Annotated in this window: 14 protein-coding genes; 7 read left to right on the forward strand and 7 right to left on the reverse strand. The window is 65.6% G+C overall.

From position 1 onward, the window contains the following. The first annotated feature begins 51 nt into the window (after positions 1-51). On the forward strand, positions 52-5064 hold the full coding sequence (locus ACSBQT_RS12970; protein ID WP_435001891.1) for a DUF4011 domain-containing protein: 5013 nt from the start codon (positions 52-54) through the stop codon (positions 5062-5064). Next, complete coding sequence (locus tag ACSBQT_RS12975) at positions 5057-5335, forward strand: hypothetical protein (protein WP_410708707.1); 279 nt, start codon at positions 5057-5059, stop codon at positions 5333-5335. Before ACSBQT_RS12970 ends, ACSBQT_RS12975 begins: the two co-directional genes overlap by 8 nt. 74 nt (positions 5336-5409) lie before the next feature. Here the strand turns inward: ACSBQT_RS12975 and mscL are convergent, their stop codons facing one another. The 4 genes from mscL to ACSBQT_RS12995 form a co-directional block, all read right to left on the reverse strand. Then, positions 5410-5871 carry a large conductance mechanosensitive channel protein MscL gene (gene mscL / locus ACSBQT_RS12980; protein ID WP_062862383.1) on the reverse strand — a complete coding sequence of 154 codons (462 nt, stop codon included), beginning with the start codon at positions 5869-5871 and terminating at the stop codon, positions 5410-5412. A gap of 228 nt (positions 5872-6099) precedes the next feature. Next, entirely contained in the window at positions 6100-6729 is a 630-nt protein-coding gene (locus ACSBQT_RS12985) for an SAF domain-containing protein (RefSeq protein ID WP_410708706.1), read from the reverse strand. 198 nt (positions 6730-6927) lie between these two features. Next, positions 6928-7245 carry an FmdB family zinc ribbon protein gene (locus tag ACSBQT_RS12990; protein WP_410709912.1) on the reverse strand — a complete coding sequence of 106 codons (318 nt, stop codon included), beginning with the start codon at positions 7243-7245 and terminating at the stop codon, positions 6928-6930. A gap of 123 nt (positions 7246-7368) precedes the next feature. Then, positions 7369-8208, reverse strand: coding sequence for a 5-formyltetrahydrofolate cyclo-ligase (locus ACSBQT_RS12995; RefSeq protein WP_410708705.1), 840 nt, complete (start codon positions 8206-8208; stop codon positions 7369-7371). A 45-nt stretch (positions 8209-8253) separates the two neighbouring features. Between ACSBQT_RS12995 and galU the strand changes: the two genes are divergently transcribed. From galU to ACSBQT_RS13010, 3 genes are all read left to right on the forward strand, one after another. After that, positions 8254-9156, forward strand: coding sequence for a UTP--glucose-1-phosphate uridylyltransferase GalU (galU, locus tag ACSBQT_RS13000; protein ID WP_410708704.1), 903 nt, complete (start codon positions 8254-8256; stop codon positions 9154-9156). Positions 9157-9239: 83 nt separating this feature from the next. Then, positions 9240-9836 carry a GNAT family N-acetyltransferase gene (locus tag ACSBQT_RS13005; protein WP_139468299.1) on the forward strand — a complete coding sequence of 199 codons (597 nt, stop codon included), beginning with the start codon at positions 9240-9242 and terminating at the stop codon, positions 9834-9836. Between the two features lie 116 nt (positions 9837-9952). Further along, positions 9953-12136: a hypothetical protein gene (locus tag ACSBQT_RS13010; RefSeq protein ID WP_410708703.1), complete on the forward strand. Its 2184-nt coding sequence runs from the start codon at positions 9953-9955 to the stop codon at positions 12134-12136. 188 nt (positions 12137-12324) lie between these two features. On the opposite strand, the gene ACSBQT_RS13015 is transcribed toward ACSBQT_RS13010, so the two are convergent. Further along, complete coding sequence (locus tag ACSBQT_RS13015; RefSeq protein ID WP_410708702.1) at positions 12325-12804, reverse strand: putative immunity protein; 480 nt, start codon at positions 12802-12804, stop codon at positions 12325-12327. 285 nt (positions 12805-13089) lie between these two features. Between ACSBQT_RS13015 and shiA the strand changes: the two genes are divergently transcribed. Further along, entirely contained in the window at positions 13090-14415 is a 1326-nt protein-coding gene (gene shiA, locus ACSBQT_RS13020; protein WP_435001892.1) for a shikimate transporter, read from the forward strand. Positions 14416-14550: 135 nt separating this feature from the next. Here shiA and ACSBQT_RS13025 read toward each other — a convergent pair whose 3' ends face one another. Next, positions 14551-14877, reverse strand: coding sequence for a GNAT family N-acetyltransferase (locus ACSBQT_RS13025; RefSeq protein ID WP_410708700.1), 327 nt, complete (start codon positions 14875-14877; stop codon positions 14551-14553). Between the two features lie 165 nt (positions 14878-15042). On the opposite strand from ACSBQT_RS13025, the gene ACSBQT_RS13030 reads away from it, so the two are divergent. Beyond that, positions 15043-15630, forward strand: coding sequence for a GNAT family N-acetyltransferase (locus ACSBQT_RS13030; RefSeq protein ID WP_435001893.1), 588 nt, complete (start codon positions 15043-15045; stop codon positions 15628-15630). Positions 15631-15795: 165 nt separating this feature from the next. Here ACSBQT_RS13030 and ACSBQT_RS13035 read toward each other — a convergent pair whose 3' ends face one another. After that, entirely contained in the window at positions 15796-17169 is a 1374-nt protein-coding gene (locus tag ACSBQT_RS13035) for an SLC13 family permease (protein WP_410708698.1), read from the reverse strand. Positions 17170-17356: the final 187 nt, after the last annotated feature.

The following is a 17356-nucleotide window of genomic DNA, read 5'->3' on the forward strand; positions in this document are numbered from 1 at the left end:
TCCACGGTGTGCCAGCACCTATTATGGACAGATTCTCGTTAGGGTCGAATTGTGTCGGATTCCGTTAGAGACGAACAGTTCCCAGAACTCGGAGATGTCTTCGCCGAGTGGAAGAAGCAGGCTGCCCATCTGGGCGGTCGCGACACCATGCTTCATTTCCGGGACTCGCGTGACGGCAGCATCGACCTCTCCGGCGCCCACCCCTCCGGCCTGGCACAGCTGCTGGCCGGTCGCGCCACCCGACTCTCCAGTCTCATCCGCGACCACGACATCCTCACGGATGCGCGCCGGCGTGCGAAATCCATCCGGTCGAAGGCAGAGCAGCTCGACAACGAACGCGGCATCCGCACCGCTCACCTGGCGCTCGGATTCGCTTCGTGGACGGAAAAGGACGCGAAGTTCAAGTTCAACGCCCCCGTCGTCATGCGCCACATCACGCTGGTGCCTCGCGGGTCCCGCGTCGAGGACTACGAGATCGTGCTCGACAACGAGATTACGATCAACCCTGCACTCGTCCAGCACCTGCGCGAGGAATACGACCTCGACGTGCCCGTCGACGAATGGGTCGACGCGACCGGCGGACCGCACGGGTTCGATCCGGGCCCGGCTCTCGACCGTCTGCGTGATCTGGGGCAGAACGTGCCCGGTCTGCGGATCAACCACCGCCTGATCATTTCGACGTTCGCGAACATCGCGAGCCCGTTCTCCACCGACTACCTGCCTACCCAGCACCCCGTTCTGCGGGCGCTGGCCGGCGACGAGGACGTGCGTGCCTCCCTCGGTGGGCCTTCGTATGTGCCGCAGCCGGGTGTCCTCCCGGACGAGAAGACCGCCGCGGCAGAGAAGGCCGAGGCCGAGCAGAAGCGAGCCGAAGCCAAGAGGGTCGCCGGTGTCGCTGCTGCCGCCGAATCAGAAGACAAGGACACCGAACCCGCAGGCGATGAAAGGTCAGCGCCTGAAGCGACCTCCGCGGACACAGCGAAGTCCGGAGCTGAGACGAAGACTGCGGAAACGGCAGAAGGCGACCCCGCCGAGGATGCCGCTGAGTCCGCCGATGAGTCGGCAACCGGCGGCGATGAGTCGGCAATTAGCGGCGACGAGGAGACCAGCGGCGACGAGGAGGCCGGTGAGAAGGCCGCGTCCGAGAAGCCTTCGTCAGAGACAGCTGCCGGTGCCGCTGATGCGGCGGACGCCGATGACGATGAGGACTACGGTCAGCCGACCGTGCCGATCACCGACGAACCACTGGATGCCGCGAAGCCGGTCACTGCCGCCGATTCCGCCGTCGACACGACCACCGACGACGAGAAGACGTCGACCGACGCCGAAGCCGTATCAGCGACCAAGTCTGAGAAGACAGCACCCGCGGCTGACGCCGACGGTGAGGACGTCGTACCCGCTGCGCTTCAGGAGCCGATCACCCCGCTTCCGGATCGGAAGCCGCAGGAAGAATTCCTCGTCATCGATGTCGACGGTGACCAGCAGGCCGTCGTCGACGCTGCCGTGTCCGGTCACTCCGTCGTCGTCGACACCCCACCCGGAACCGGTGCCACTCAGGTTGCCGTCGCCGTGGCCACCACACTGGCACACACCGGCAAGAGCGTGCTCTTCCTCGCGCAGACCTCCGATGCGCTCGACGATTTCTCCGCCCGCCTCGGCGAGGTCGGACTCTCCGACTTCGCGGTCGACACCCGCGCCGGTTCGGCAGATATCCGCAAACAGCTCATCGGTCTCATCGCCTCGGCAGAGAAGTCCGAACGCCCTGACCTCTCCCACCTGCTGACCGAACTCAACGAACAGCGGGCGACGCTGGCCGACCATGTCTCCTCCCTGCACCGCAGGCGCAAGCCGTGGGACGTCTCCGTCTACGAGACCATGCAGCACCTCGCGGAGCTGACCTCCGGTGATGACTCCCCGCAGACCCCGGTGCGCTTCGACGACGACATCCTCGGTGCCAGTGACGACCGCCGGAACATCTTGCGCGGCAAACTCGGTGAACTCGCCCGACTGGGTGCTTTCACCCTCGACGTCGAAGACACCGTCTGGTTCGGGGCCGACCTCAAATCCGTCGAAGAAGCCGAAGCCGCACGCACCGTGGCCGAACGCATCGGTCGGATGATCCCCGACCTCGTCGCAGCCACCGAACCGGTGCTGCAGAAGGCGAAACTCAACCCGCGCCGCAATGTCGACGACTGGTCCCGCGCCATCCGCGTGCTCCTGCGCGTGCGCAAGACGCTCGACAACTTCGCTCCCGACATCTACGATCACCGCCTCGACGACCTCATCGCCGCCACCGGCACACCCGAATACCGGGCCGATGTCGGCGTCGAGATGGGCATGATGCAGCGCCGTCGGCTGAAGAAGTCGGCCGCGGAATTCCTCCGCCCCGGCGCCGAGGTGACTGACCTCCACGAGGCCCTCATCGACGTCCGCGCCCAGCGGGTCATCCTCTCGGACCTCGCCGGACACGACGGCCGCCCGCAGATCCCGCGCGGCGTCCTCGAAGCCGACGAGATCCTCCAGAGCGTCGAAGCCGATATGGCTAAGCTCGCCCCGATCCTCGAGACGACCCCGGACGGCGGGGACCTCGGATCGATGCTCATCGAGGAACTCCAGGCACGCGCCGAAGCGATGGGCAGCGACTCGGAGAACCTCGCCGACCTGCCCGAACGCTCCCGCCTGCAGCGTGAGCTCGACGGCGAGGGCCTCGGCGACCTCATGGCCGATCTGCGCCGACGCAAGGTCGACGAGTCGCTCGTCGGCCCCGAATTCGACCTCGCCTACTGGGCCTCCGTGCTGCAGACCATGGCCGGTGAAGATCCCGCGATCGGCCGCCACGACGGTGCCGCTCTCCACCAGGTCGCCGAAGGCTTCCGCGAGAACGACCGTGCCTTCGTCGCCGCCGGCGCCTCCCGACTGCGCTTCAACCATGCGCAGGCATGGAAGCGCGGAATCGAATCCGATCCGATCGCCGCCGGAGTCATCAAACAGGAGCTGCTGTCGAAGCACACCTCGACGAAGCGGATCTCCACTCAGGCACCCGAACTGCTGACGACTCTGGCCCCGGTGTGGATGGGCAGCCCGTACACGGTGCCCGAACTCTTCTCCGCCCTGCCTCTCTTCGATGCGGTCGTCATCGCCGATGCCGGACGGCTCTCGGTCGCCGACGTCGTCCCCGGAATCACCCGAGCCCGTCAGGTCATCTCTCTCGGTGACTCCCGGCTGCTCGGACCTCGCCCGTTCTCGATCGCGGTCGATCGTTTCGGCATGGACGATGGGAAACATCCCCGCTCGGTGCAGGACCGCCTCGGCGAGTTCCTGCCGCGGATGCGGCTGTCGAACTCCTACCGACTGTCCCCGGTCGGACTCATCGACCTGGCCAACCGGCACTTCTACGATTCGACGATTTCGACGCTGCCGACCGCACACACCGGTGAAGGCAGCGGCCTCGAATTCTCCTATGTCGCCGACGGCAGAGGCCCCACGGACATCGGGACCGGTCGGGTCGAGAGTCCCGACGCCGAGGTCAAACGCGTCGTCGATCTGGTGCTCAAGCACGCGCGGAACCGGTCGCGGGAGTCGCTGGCCGTCGTCGCACTCACCCCGCATCATGCTCAGCGAGTGGCGGCGGCGATCTCGCGGGCGATGAAGGACCTGCCGTATGTGGCGGCGTTCTTCAACGACTCATCGAAGGAGCCGTTCGTCGTCACCGACGCCGAACGCGTCCAGGGCATGTCGCGCGATGCCGTGATCTTCACCCTCGGCTACGGCCGCACCGTCCACGGCCGCGTCATCCACGACTTCGGTCCGCTGTCAGGGCCGGACGGGCGTCGCATCCTCGCGGCCACGATGACGCGGGCCCGGAAGCGGCTGACCCTGGTCTCGAGCATCGAGGCCGAGGACTTCGATCGCAGCAAACTCAACGGGGGAGCGGTCATGCTCCCGCAGCTGCTCGAGGAGGTCGCGACCGGCGGCGTCCACCAGCCCGGACCGCACGGCGAGATCTACGATCCGCTGTTCAACGACATCGCCGACCGGCTGCTGCAGCTCGGCGTCGTTGCCCACGAGCACTACAACGGCATCGACCTGGCCGTGGCGAACTCCACCGAGGACGAGCACGGAATGATCATCGCCGTCGCCGGTGACGGACCCGAGTATGCGTCGATGCGCAGCCTGCGCCAGCGGGACCGGGTGCTGCCCGAACAGCTGAGCCGCCGAGGCTGGAAGTTCATGCGCGTTTGGTCGACCGATGCGTTCGTCGACCCGCAGTCCGAGACCGAGAAGATCTTCGAGGCCTGGCGCGCCACAGTGGAGACGATGAGCCCGCAGGCCGTGCTCAATGCGGCGCGTGCCGCCTCGGTGGTCGTCGGCCGCACCGGCAGCCGACCGAAGCTCGTGCCCGGTCTGCCGATGCACAAGTACTCCGCCGAAGGCCTCGATCAGATGATCGACTGGATCCAGTCGGATGCGGTCGTGCGCGGCGACGGTGAGATCAAGGATCTGCTGCGCACCGCCCTGGCGCAGAAGGGCAACTCGAGCCGCGGCGATTCCCAGCTGCAGGCCGCCGTGGACCGTTACCGCGAACGCCATGCGCAGGCGAAGAAGGTCACCGGCGCCGAGGTGTTCATCCCACGGTCGAACTCGACTGGACCCGTCGAAGAGGAGATCCTGCCGACCTTCGACACCGGCAAGATCCGTGCCGACGAGCTTCGGTCAGCCGGCCTCGTGCAGACCGCAAGCAATGACCAGGTCCCCGAGGCGGCCGACGAGTCCGTCCACGCCGATTCGGAAGGTGCTAAGTCCGACAGCGCTGGGGACGACGGTGCAGGTTCGCCCGCGAAGGCACCTGGACAGCATGATGCTGCAGCCGCCGTCAGCGCGGATGGGGACGAGTCCGCCGACGCGGGTTCCGCCGACGAGGTTTTGGTCGACGCTGACTCGGGCGAGGCGGATTCGGCCGGAGCAGAGTCGGTCGGTGCGGAGTCGGGTGAGTCGGTGTCGGCTGAATCCGGGACGGACGGGACAGCCTCGGCGAAGTCGGGGTCGAAGCACGACGATGCCTGACAGGCCCACCGGCGTCGAGGATCCTGATCGCGACAGCGAATCGGTCGGCAGCGACCGAGAATCGGTCGATTCCAGCGTCAGCGGGTCCGGCGGTGAGTCGGAGGAGCCAGCGCACGAGGACGGCGATACCGAAACTGATGAGCCTCGGAGGGCCCGCATCGAAGCGGCGAAACGTCGATATCGGGCGACTCTGCGCAATGAAGCCGACTCGGGTGGTGGCGGCTTCAGCGAGGACTACTACCGTTCGCAGAAGCCCCCGCACTGGTCATAGCGCCCAATAGGTTTCAGGCATGAAGAAGGCCCGCTCTCGGATGAGAGCGGGCCTTCTCTGCGATCGGCCGGTGATCAGTGCCGCGGAGGCTGATTCGGATCGATCGGACCGTCGGTGGCAGGACCCTCGGCGGGCCCGGCAGGCGAGGCAACCTGGTTGCGCAGGATCTCGCGGATGTCGCCGAGCAGATCCTCGGTGGTCGGAGGAACTTCTTCTTCGGGAGCTCCGCGCTTGCGCAGCTCGTTGAGCTTGTTCATCGGCACAATGATGATGAAGTAGACGATGGCGGCCACGATGAGGAAGTTGATGGCCGCAGTGATGACCGCACCGATATCAAGGGTGGCCTCGGGCACGCCTTCCTTGAGCGGGATCTGCAGTGCCGGTCCCTCAGCACCACCGACAGCGGCGATGAGCGGGTTGATGATCTTGTCGGAGAAGGCGGTGACGATGGCGGTGAATGCGCCGCCGATGATGACCGCTGTTGCGAGTTCGACGACATTCCCCTGGAGAATGAAGTCTCTGAATCCCTTAAGCATTAGAGAAACCCTTTCGGTGTGTGTTCACTGAAATGCTGTTATCGAATAGCTCAATTACGTTCCAATAGTACACATGGGTAACTCATTGTGAGCAGAAATGTTCTGCGAGTCTGATCATCGTATAGATGCTCCGGGTAACCGGTTTGCAGTGAAGAATGCGGGTCCGGTGGACGCGGACCGCTCGAGCACCGCAGATCAGCAGGGCGGACGGCTCGGCGATGACATGGTTCAGCGAGGGAGGATCGCAAAGCTGATCGGGAGTCCGGCGAACTCGGCGACACGCCCGGCATCATCGGCGGAGAGGATAACGGAAACAAGTTGTCCTGACTCCGCGGCTATTCCCTCGGGTTTGTCGACGAGGCGGGCGATCGTCACTTTCTCGACGACGACTTCTGATCCACCGTCGGGCAGGGACGAGAAGAGACGGATCTTCTGGCCCGGTTGGAGCAGTGCCCCCGAGGCATCATCGGCCAGACGGATCGGCATGAGCAGATCGCGGCTGCCCTTCGGCAGCGCCTGCTGATCGAGCACGATCGACGACGTCAGCGGTGACCCCTTCGACAATCCCGCCGAGGTGGCTCGCCCCTTCACCTCATCAACGGACTTGAACGCCTTGTCGGGGACGAGGTCGGAAGGGAACTGAGTGAGGGTGAGGTCCTGGGCCTTGAGTTCAGTTCCCGGTGCCAGGTCCGACTTGGCGACGACGATCGCCGTTCCTGCGCTGGTCGGTGTGAGCATCCAGACGGCGAGGGCGCAGGCACATGCGAGGCAGACGGCGGCGAGGATGCGCTGAGGTCGAATGCGAGACGGCCGTGACCAGCCAGAAGACGTGGACCGGATGCGGTTGAAGATGCCCATGCACCGAGCCTGCGGCGCTGCGCGGCCTGCGGCAAGGGCGCGGAACTCGCCTGTGGACAGTTCGTGGTGTCCACAGGCGATCGGTGTGTGAGTGACGAGAGCCGGTCCGTCGCGGCATCCGGGTAGCCAGCGGCCGAGGTGAATCACCTTGTAGGCGCTGGCTGGCGGTTGGGAAGGTGCGCCGGCGACCGGCGTCGCTCAGCTGGCGGCTGGGGTGCTCTCGGTCGAGGAGCTGCTCGATGACGAAGTCGATGAGCTGGAGGCTTCTTTCGACGACGAGCTCGAGGACTCTTTCGAGGAGGAGTCTGAACTCGAGGAGGTGACGGTGCTCGACTTGCTCGAGCGGGAGTCGGTGGCGTAGAAGCCAGATCCCTTGAAGCTGATGCCCACGGCACCGAAGACCTTCTTCAGACGGCCCTGGCATTCCGGGCAGACGGTGAGCGAGTCATCGCTGAAGTCCTGATGAATATCAAAGGCGTGACCACAGCTCTTGCAGGCGTAGGAGTAGACGGGCATTCGAGACCTTTCTTCGACGACAAGATTATAGTGCATCTCAGTTCCTCCCCGGAGCACCGGTCCGCGATATGCACAAGGTTATCCACATATCAACACGCGCGAGTGGGCGCTGATTCCTGACGATCAGGCTGTGAAGATGTGAGTTCCGTCGTCGGTGACGGCCTCCGGGATGCGCAGGTCCCAGTCCGCGGCGACGAGGCCCGGTAGTTCGAGTTCGTCGGCGAAACACACCCCGACAATGCGGGGACCCGAACCAGAAGCTGCCAAACCATTAGGTACCGAACCAGGAGGTACCGAACCATTGCGCCCCGAACCAGGGGACTCGGAAGCAGGAAGTCCCGATCCGAGAACGCCAGAATCGAGAGGCTCCGCCCCCTGCGGGCCGAAGGTCCTGTCGTAGAAGCCGCCCCCGTTTCCCAGCCGAGCACCATCAGTGCCGAAGCCCAGGGCAGGGACGAAGACGATGCCGAGGCCGATCGTGGGCGAGAGCAGTTGGGCGGCGGTGAGCAGCTCACCATCCCGGGCCGGTTCGCGGATTCCCCATCGGCCCTGCGGTCTCAGGCTGGCCATCGAATCAGTGACCTTGCCGAACACCAAAGGTTCGCCCACCTTGGTGACGACGGGAAGGTAGACGGTGCCGCCGGCTGCGAGAAACTGATCGAGCGCCGGGTCGAGGTCCGGCTCTCCGGGCAGCGCCGCATAGGCAAGAAGGGAACGAACCGGTGTTTCTCGGATGAGGTCCCACGCGGCGGCCGCCACGGTGCCCGCAGGCGTCACGGGACCCCCAGCCGACGCGGAGTCCGGGAGTGGAGCGGTAGTCGGGTCCGCCTCGGCGGGGATGGGCTGCGGAGATGCCGTCGTCACGGACGACGAAGAGGCCGGAACCGCCTCAGCGGGGGAGCGGTCCGCGCGAGCGGCGCGGATGCGGGACCGCAGCTGCGCCTTCGAAGTTTGTGAGTCCACGCATTTCAGACTAACCGCGGCGGGCGGATTCGTTAAGATGACTTCATGAGTGATGAAGCGCAGCGCACCGTTCGCAAGGCCGTGATCCCCGTCGCCGGTCTCGGAACTCGGTTCCTCCCCGCCACGAAAGCCACCCCCAAAGAGATGCTCCCCGTCGTCGACAAGCCGGCGATCCAGTACGTCATCGAGGAAGCCGTCGATGCTGGTCTGCAGGACGTTCTCATGATCACCGGCCGGAACAAGCGGCCGCTGGAGGACCATTTCGACCGGGTCGACGGGCTTGAGGCAGCGCTCGCGCAGAAAGGCGATGACAAGAAGCTCGCCGCGGTGCGCCATCCCTCCGAACTCGCCGATATCCACTATGTCCGCCAGGGCGACCCCAAGGGACTCGGCCATGCCGTGCTCAAGGGACGTCAGCATGTGGGCAACGAACCGTTCGCGGTCCTGCTCGGTGATGACCTCATCGATGAACGCAGCCCGATCTTGCCGAAGATGATCGAAGTCGCGGAGAAGACCGGAGGCAGCGTCGTCGCCCTCATGGAGGTCCCGCCCGAGGCGATCCACCTCTACGGCTGTGCCGCCGTTGAGTCCACTGCTGACGACGAGGTCGTCAAAGTCACCGACCTCGTCGAGAAGCCCGCCACCGAGGATGCTCCCTCGAATCTCGCCATCATCGGCCGCTACGTGCTGGCGCCGGAGATCTTCGACGTCCTCGAAACGACGAAGCCGGGACGCGGCAACGAAATCCAGCTCACCGATGCCCTGCAGGAGCTCGCCGGAGACGACGAGGGCCACGGCGTCTTCGGAGTCGTGTTCAAGGGCGCCCGTTATGACACGGGTGACAAGCTCGACTACCTCAAGGCCGTTGTGCAGATCGCGTGCGACCGAGAGGACCTCGGCGACGATCTCAAGGCGTGGCTGCGCGAGTTCGTGCCGAAGCTGGACTGAGTGCCGACACAGGACCGAGCCGAACGTCCTGGTTCAGCCCGTCCGGGCAGACCGACCTTGATCCCGAGAGCGAGGGCAGCCGCGTGTGGCCTGTCATCCTGACTGATCGACAGTCCGATATCGTGCTGCGACCGCTGCGCCGCCGCGACGAAGAGGCCTGGCGAGAGGTCCGCCGATTCAACCGCGACTGGCTGCGCCCGTGGGACGCGACTCTGCCTGCGCCGGGCCAGGAGCTGCCGGGGTTCCGCACGATGGTGCGGATGCAGGACAAACAGGCCAAACGCGGGCAGACCGTGCCGTTCGCCATCGAGGTCGACGGGAACTTCCGCGGTCAGATCACCGTATCGGGACTGAGCTGGGGTTCGATCCTGTCCGGGCAGATCGGCTACTGGATCGACTCGCGCGTGGCCGGGCGCGGAATCACCCCGGTCGCCGTGGCGATGGCCGCTGACCACTGCTTCTTCGCCCTCGGACTCCACCGCATCGAGATCAACATCCGCCCGGAGAACACCGCGAGCCTGCGTGTGGTCGAGAAGCTGGGCCTGCGTGATGAGGGGCTGCGCGAGAAGTACATGCACATCGATGGGCAGTGGTGCGACCACCGCACCTTTGCCCTCCTCGCCGAGGAGGTCCCGCAGGGTCTGCTGGCCGCATACCGGCACGGCACCGGCGGGTGGTAGGCGCGAATCGGGAACGTCCAGCCGCCACCTGGGAATTCGGTGAACTTCGCCCCAGTTTGACCGACACACCTCGCGCCTTCACGACTTCCCTGATGCCTGCAACTTAGGGTGGCATTGTGGACACCAGCATCATCGTCGTCATCGCCATCGTCGTGGTCTTCGCCGTTGCTGTGCCCGCAATGATCCGGAAGTCCGCGACGGATCTCTCGCGCGTCGAAATCGACACGGTTCCGGACAATGCGGCCGTCGTCTCCGCCGAGACAGCCATCCCCGGGCACGACCATTCGGAGCGCATCCAGGTATTCCACGACAAGCCTCGGAAGGTGCCGTCGGTGCCGACCCCGGACGTCTCACAGGAAGTCGAGGCCCCGAAGCTGAGTCTCTCGGCCTCCACCCCGGAGTTCGCCGTCATCGACGGTCACGCCGAAGCACACACCATCACCGAGGCTGCCGAGCACTCCCAGCTCAACGTCCTTCCCGTTGCGGTCGGTGAAACCTACTCCTCCCTGTCCGCCGACCATGCGGCAGTCGGTCGCGTCGTCGGTTCCAGCGTAGGCGTCGGCACTGACACAGGCGTTCGTGCAGGCGCTGCCGCTGACAATGTGCGACTGCTCCACCCTGCGGTCCATGCAGTCTTCAACGACGGCGGCCGCTCCGTCGGGCAGTCGGACAGACAGAGTCGTTCGCCGCAGGCTCATCCGCCGCATCCGACCAGTGCCGGCCACAAGGCGTCGACGAGCCGGACGGTTTCGGGCGGCGCCGGTCCAGCCCCTCAAGGCGGCGGACCACATGAAGGCCAGTCTCGGACGGGACGCGGCGGCCACCTCGGCGAGGGGATGGCCGGCACAGATGGACCGAACCGACAGATTTCCAATCCGACCATCGGAACCGATGAGGAACATGCGATGACCGAGCAAGCCACGACCCTGCGGGAGTCACTGAAGTCGCTGAACACCATGGTCAGGGGCTTCTCCCTGGTATTCCTCGCCTCGGTTCTCGGCATCCTTGTGTCGAGTGTGCTCGCGGCCTTCTCGGTCGTGCACATCGCCCTGGCAGGTGTCTTCCTCGGGCTCGCCGTCGTCACTCTCTTCCTCGTGCGCACGCTCAATCTGCGCAAGCGCGAGACGAAGAAGAAGCTGCGACGCCTGCAGGAGACCGCACGGTCGCGGACAGCGGCCCAGCCGAAGCATGCCACCGAGGCGGAGAGCGTCGCCAAGGTCGAGCGTGCCTCCGAGACGAAGCCGGCCGAACCGTCGACTGCCACGGCACGACCGACTGACTCCTCACGATCGAATGCCACGGCCAGGACGACGACAAATGCTCAGCCTGCAACTGGATCGCAGACGACAGCTCGAACGGGCGCGAAGTCCGCGAAGTCGCAGACCGTTCCGGTCAAGCAGCAGCCTCGCACGGCACCGGCATCGACCTCGAGCGGAACCGCTGCTCGGATCGCCGCGGCCGCGCAGGGCACGAGCGCGGCGGCGAAGGCCGCGCAGGCTCGCGCTGCGATGAACCGCTCCGCCGAGGCGAAGAAGTCCCGCGAAGAGGCCGACACCGGAGAGATCCCGCTCGTGCGCATCCGCAAGGAAGCCGCCGAGGGCCACACCACGCGCCAGGTCCTCCTCACCGGACCGATCCCGGTCGTGAAGGAGAACGCCGCCGCAGACGGTGACGCGACTTCCGCCGAGGCGGCCGCCGGCTCGGAGGCCGCCTCGACGTCGGGCAACGCCGCCACCGCGGCATCAACGTCGACGGCAGAGCCGAAGGCGGCATCGACGGATACCACGGTCGACCGCGAGAACGATTCCGAGGCCTCTTCGGCGACGACTGCAGAGAAGGCTCGGACCGAATCCACCAAGACCCCGGTCTCGCTCGGAGCCGACCTCCTCGCTGAGGCCGACACGGCCTCAGATGCGGCCGGTCGAAAGGAGGCGGATGCGGATGTGCACGCTGCACTTGATGCGGCGGCTCGCACGGTCGATGACCCGTTCATGCAGCGACTGAAATCGCGTGACGGCTGGTCGCCGACCCCGCTGCCGGTGCCCAGCTACGTCGATGCACCCGAAGCCGAGCATCCGGTGCCCTCGGCATCGGCGGCCGATGCCAGCTCGTACGAAACCGAGGCCCGCAGCCGTGAAGATATCGCGGCTCAGTTCGCCGAAGAGCTCGGCTACCGGCCGGAACTCAGCGACTCCGCCCGCGAGGAAGGACCCCTTGGCCATGGGCGCAAGGCGATCCGGACGACGAAGGCCGCCGACCTCGGTGCCGTCAACGACGTTCTCGCTCGCCGGCGCGCGTGAAGCCCCGAAGTCGCTGAAGCGAGGTCCGCACGGATTTCGCGATGCCGACGCAGAAGCCCCGCCAATCGACGGGGCTTCTGCGTGCCAGGGTTACGGTGTCCACGAGGGGTTGTCGCCGGCAGGCTGCTACACGACAGATAGCACCCGTGCTAAAGCGTGCTGTCTGCCCTGGAGGGTGCCGCCAGCGATCAGGCGCTGAAGACCGACCAGCAGATCGCATCGCGTCGTGCCTGATCGTCCAGCACGAGTTCGCGGACTTCATTCGGCAGCCGGTCGCGCTGCCAGTCGCGTTCGGCACGACCGGCCGCAAGGTTCTTCCCTGAAGCCCCTCGGGCCGCTTTGATGGCGTAGGCCGCCGCCCCGAGGTTGTGCTCGGCGACGTGTCCGACACAGGCCGCTTGCCCCGCCGCATAAGCGGCGAACCGGGCAGGCCCACGCAGAGGCCGTGCCGCACCCATGGCATGACCGCCGAGGGCGCGAGCCTCCATCATCGACATCTCACCGGCTGCCCACGCCCGGGCGGCGGCAACGGCGTCGCGAGGTCGATCGTCCTCGGGGCAGGCGGATTCGAAGACCGGCAGGACGTGTTCGGCGCAGTCAGCAGCCCACAGGGCGAGAAGGTGGTGTTCGGAATCGGTGAGGGAGCCGCCTCGGCGAATCGTGATCATCCGCGGATCTCGGACCTCCGGCAGGATCACAGGAACCGACCGAGAATCGACAGCGGTCGCGAGCGACGAAGCGAGCAGGCGTTCACAGTGGCCGATTGTAGTGGCCCTTCCGGACGGTGCCTGGCTTGAGCGCATCGGAAGCCGTGGACGGAGACTGACTGGCGGCGTGCGGTTTCCCTGGTGGACACGGTCGACTCAGCAGTCATCGGCCGTGCTAGATTGCTCAGCGTCGATCACGCGAGGGCGGCCGGCAGAGAGCCGAAGACGAGTTCAGGGGAGAAACCGATGGCCGATATCGAAGACCAGGTGAGAGCTGAACCTTACGTTGGACGGCGTGCACGCCGTGCGGCGGCCGGGTCGTTTATCGGCGCCGTCGTCGAATGGTATGACTTCCTGCTCTACGGGATCGTCGCAGCTCTGGTCTTCGGCGAACTCTTCTTCCCCGGCTACAGTGACCGAGCGGGCACGCTCGCGGCGTTCGCGACCTTCGGCGTCGGATTCATCTTCCGCCCGCTCGGCGGAATCATCTTCGGCCACTTCGGCGACCGTCTCGGGCGCAAGTCCATGCTCATCTGGACGATGACGATCATGGGCGTGGCCACCGCGCTCATCGGCTGTCTGCCGACCTACCAGGCGATCGGCTGGCTGGCACCGGCACTGCTCGTCCTGCTGCGCTGCATTCAGGGCGTGGCGGTCGGCGGAGAATGGGGAGGCGCCGCGCTCATGGCCGTCGAAAGCGCACCGCCGAAGCTGCGCGCCTTCTACTCCAGTGGGGTTCAGGTCGGCTACTCGGTCGGCCTGCTGCTGGCCACCGGACTCGTCGCCATCCTCAGCGGCGGACTGAGCTCCGAAGGCTTCCTGGTTTGGGGATGGCGGATCCCGTTCCTTGCCAGTGCCGGCCTCGTTCTGGTCGGGCTGTGGATCCGTGCCGGTGTCGCGGAATCCGAAGAATATGTGGAACGAGTGAAGAACGCGGACGAGGACAAAGTTGCCAAGCTGCCGATCCTCGAGGCCTTCAAACGATTCCCCGCACAGATCGCCCAGATCGTCGGACTGCGGTTCATCGAGCTTCTGACTATGTACATCGTCACCACCTTCGCGCTGTCGTATGCGACGGACGAACTCGGTCTCGACAGGCAGCTCATGCTCAACATCACGCTGCTCGTCGGCGGCCTGGGTATTGTCACGATTCCTGCCTTTGCTTACCTCTCTGATCGGTACGGACGTCTGCGCGTCTACCTCACCGGCGGAGTCGTCGGACTGCTCAGCGCGATCCCGTTCTTCCTCGCTCTGGAATCGGGAAGCACGATCGCCATCGTGATCTTCGCCGTGCTGCTGGTCAACATCGCCCACGACGCGGTCGTCAGCGTCCAGCAGCCGCTGTTCGCCGAGATGTTCAGCCCCGAGTTCCGTTACAGCGGAGCGGGCGTCGGCTACCAGCTGGCCAGCGCGCTGGCCGGCGGCTTCACTCCGTTCATCGCCACGTACCTCGTCGGAGTCGGCGACGGCAGCTGGTACCTCGTCGGTGCTTACCTCGCAGTGGGTTGCCTGATTTCGATCTCCGTCGCCGCCTACCTCGCGAAGAAGGGACGACGCACCGCCGGTGCCTGATCACCTCGGTGCGCCGAGGCGGTATGCCGCATCGAGGTGGTTGTGGCAGGAACGGTGTGGGGTGCGGCGGCCACTCGGTCATCGCGGCCGCGCGACCTCATCGCCGGGAGCGCACACCGCTCATGGGTCGGCCGCTCAGGCGACGAACTTGTCGAACTCGTCGTTCTTGGCCAGGAAACTCTGCACATAGGAGCACGTGGTCCGGAACTTCAGCCCCGCCTCGGCGCTGGTCTCCAGTGCATAGCGCACCAGCTTGGCCGCCAAGCCGCGACCGCCCCACTCGGGCGACACCTCGGTGTGGGTGAAGATGCGCACCGGACCGTCGGCGGTGTCATCGGCACTCGCCTCACGGTCGATGTAATCGGCGAGACCGATGACCTTGCCCGCGTGGGAGACGGTGAAGCGTTTGGCCGCAGCATCCTCGGCGATGGTGAAGGTCTCTCCCGAGATGTCGATGTCCATGGTCATTCCTCCCGAATGTCCGTGCCGGCGGCACTGCGCGATGGTCGTCGGCGATCGATCGACGATCGTCGCTGTCCTGACAATTGACACTATAGTTCTGCTTCTGAGGAAGCGACTAGCCTGGTCAGACGCAGCCGCACGGAAGATCTTGAAGGAGTCCCACCTATGACCGCACACCCCTCGGCGACCCTGGTCGACGCGCACCGCCGGAAGCTGGGTGCAGCCGGATTCGAGGTCACCGAACTGACGTCCGCCGACATCTCCGACTACGTCGAGCTCGTGTCCTCGGCCTACCGCGGCGAGGGATCGAAACAGGGCTGGACCACCGAGGCGGACCTGCTCGGGGGACAGCGGCTCGACGGTCCCATGGCTGAGGACATGCTCGCCGAGGCGGACTCCCAGATCCTGCTCGCCCGCGATGGGCAGGGGCGCGCCGTGGCCAGCGTCTATGTGCGCGAACCCGAGGACGGAGCCTCCTATCTCGGGGTGCTCGCTGTCTCTCCGCTGGGACAGGGCAAAGGGGTGGGGTCCTTGCTCATCGGCCTCGCAGAGGCGTGGGTGGTCGAACACTGGGGTGCAGCGTCGATGCGGATGAGCGTGATCAACAAGCGTGACGAACTCATCGCCTATTACGAGCGCCGCGGCTACGTGCGCACCGGCGAAATCGAGCCCTTCCCCTACGGCGACGAACGCTTCGGGCTGCCGAAGGTCGACGACCTCGAATTCGTGCTGCTGGCCAAACCCTTGAGCTGAGGGGCGGCCGAATCGAGGCTGCAGTCGGAAAACGGGCTGCAGTCGGAAAATAGGTCAGCATCGGACACTTCTGTTGGAGAAGAGTGTCCGATGCTGACCTATTCTTGGAGGCACTGGGAGCCGGCCCGGGGCACAGGCCCGAGAACCCCGCCCAAGAGCCCGGCCTCAGAACATCATGGCGGGCACGACGAGACCGCCGACGAGGGCGACCGGCCCGATGACGACCATCGACATGCCGAACTTCACGAGGATGCGGGTCAGGCGCGGCTTGTCCTCGACAGGGGCGGTTGCGACGACCGTGGCACCCAGCGTCGAGAACGGTGAGACGTCGACGACCGCCGAGCACACGCCCAGAGCCGCGATGAGTGCCCAACCGGGCACCCCGCCCGCTGCGATGAGAGGCAGAGCCAGCGGCACGAGCGCAGCGAGGATGCCCGTCGTCGACGCGAAGGCCGAGACCAGGCCGCCGACGATGCAGAGGACGAAAGCAGCGATGAGCGGCGAACCGATCGACTCGGCACCCTCACCGAGCAGGTCGACGGCTCCCATGTTCTGCAGCACGCCGACGAAGGTGATGATGCCGCCGACGAGGAGCACTGTCGGCCAGTCGATCTTCGGGATCGCGGCCTTGCCTGTCTTCGGATCGACCAGCGCGAGGATCGCTCCGAACATGAAGCACAGCAGGCCGATGTCCGGTTCCTGACCGAGCGCCGCGAGCACGACCACGCTGCCGATGAGGCCGACCATGAAGATCACGGTGAGGATCTGGACGAAGGTGAACGGCTTGGATTCTCCCGCCTCGTCGGTGGTGGAGGAATCGAAGAGAGCTTCGTCCTCATCGTCCTCACCGAAGGCGACACTTGACGCCGAGGCGGAGCCGCGGGAGATCTTCGACTGGGCACTTCCGGCCGAAGCGTGCTCGGCTGCTGCCACAGTCGTCTTCGAGAACAGCGACCGACCGTACATGAAGTACGCGACCACGAGCATGACGAGGTAGACGGCCACGGCGATGCCGAAGAGCAGGAACGGGGAGAGGTCGATTCCGGCATCATGGGCGGTCGAGTACGTGACGATTCCGTAGAGGCTGGTCGGGGCGAAGCCGCCGGCGCCGATGGCGAAGCAGATCGCCAGTCCCATGAGCGCGTAGTCGACGCCGTACTTGCGGGCGACCTGCATGCCCACCGGCATCATGACGAGGCCCGCCAACGGTGCGCCCATGGCCGCAATGCAGCCTGTGATGACGAAGAACACCGCGGGCAGCAGCACCGCCGAGGATCCGACGCGTTCGAGGGCCCAGTCGATGATCTTGTCGACGGTCCCGTTCTCTTGTGCGATCGCGAAGAAATAGGTGACCCCGGCCAGCAGGATCATGATGTCCAGGGGGAACTCGGCGATGATGTCGTCGACGGCCATATCGGTGAAGATGAGCCCGGTTCCGGCCGCGCCGACGAGCATGAGCACGCCGATCTGCACACCGCGGACAGCGCCGATGGCGAAGAGGGCGACGAATATGAGCAGAGCAATGATCTGAGTGAGCATGATGTCCTTGCGAAGGCTGAAGCGACACTGAGCATCGCTGGCTGATTCGCTGAGAGACTACCAGTGTTACCGGCGGGTACCGATGAGGCGTGTCCGAACCGCCGGAAAGTCCCGATAGTCGGAAAATCCTCCCCGAGGCAGCTTCAGAACTACCCGACGGCGGCCCAGCAACCTCGCGCGAGGTTGC

Source organism: Brevibacterium sp. H602 (genome assembly GCF_051172395.1).
In the GTDB taxonomy this organism is placed as follows: domain Bacteria; phylum Actinomycetota; class Actinomycetes; order Actinomycetales; family Brevibacteriaceae; genus Brevibacterium.

Bases quoted from the DNA above. Each gene is read 5' to 3' on its own strand.
- ACSBQT_RS12990 (WP_410709912.1), bottom strand. From the start codon at position 7,245: ATGCCCGTCTACTCCTACGCCTGCAAGAGCTGTGGTCACGCCTTTGAT.
- galU (WP_410708704.1), top strand. From the start codon at position 8,254: ATGAGTGATGAAGCGCAGCGCACCGTTCGCAAGGCCGTGATCCCCGTC.
- ACSBQT_RS13035 (WP_410708698.1), bottom strand. From the start codon at position 17,169: ATGCTCACTCAGATCATTGCTCTGCTCATATTCGTCGCCCTCTTCGCC.
- ACSBQT_RS13025 (WP_410708700.1), bottom strand. From the start codon at position 14,877: ATGGACATCGACATCTCGGGAGAGACCTTCACCATCGCCGAGGATGCT.
- shiA (WP_435001892.1), top strand. From the start codon at position 13,090: ATGGCCGATATCGAAGACCAGGTGAGAGCTGAACCTTACGTTGGACGG.
- ACSBQT_RS12985 (WP_410708706.1), bottom strand. From the start codon at position 6,729: ATGGGCATCTTCAACCGCATCCGGTCCACGTCTTCTGGCTGGTCACGG.
- ACSBQT_RS13030 (WP_435001893.1), top strand. From the start codon at position 15,043: ATGACCGCACACCCCTCGGCGACCCTGGTCGACGCGCACCGCCGGAAG.
- ACSBQT_RS12975 (WP_410708707.1), top strand. From the start codon at position 5,057: ATGCCTGACAGGCCCACCGGCGTCGAGGATCCTGATCGCGACAGCGAA.
- ACSBQT_RS13015 (WP_410708702.1), bottom strand. From the start codon at position 12,804: ATGATCACGATTCGCCGAGGCGGCTCCCTCACCGATTCCGAACACCAC.
- mscL (WP_062862383.1), bottom strand. From the start codon at position 5,871: ATGCTTAAGGGATTCAGAGACTTCATTCTCCAGGGGAATGTCGTCGAA.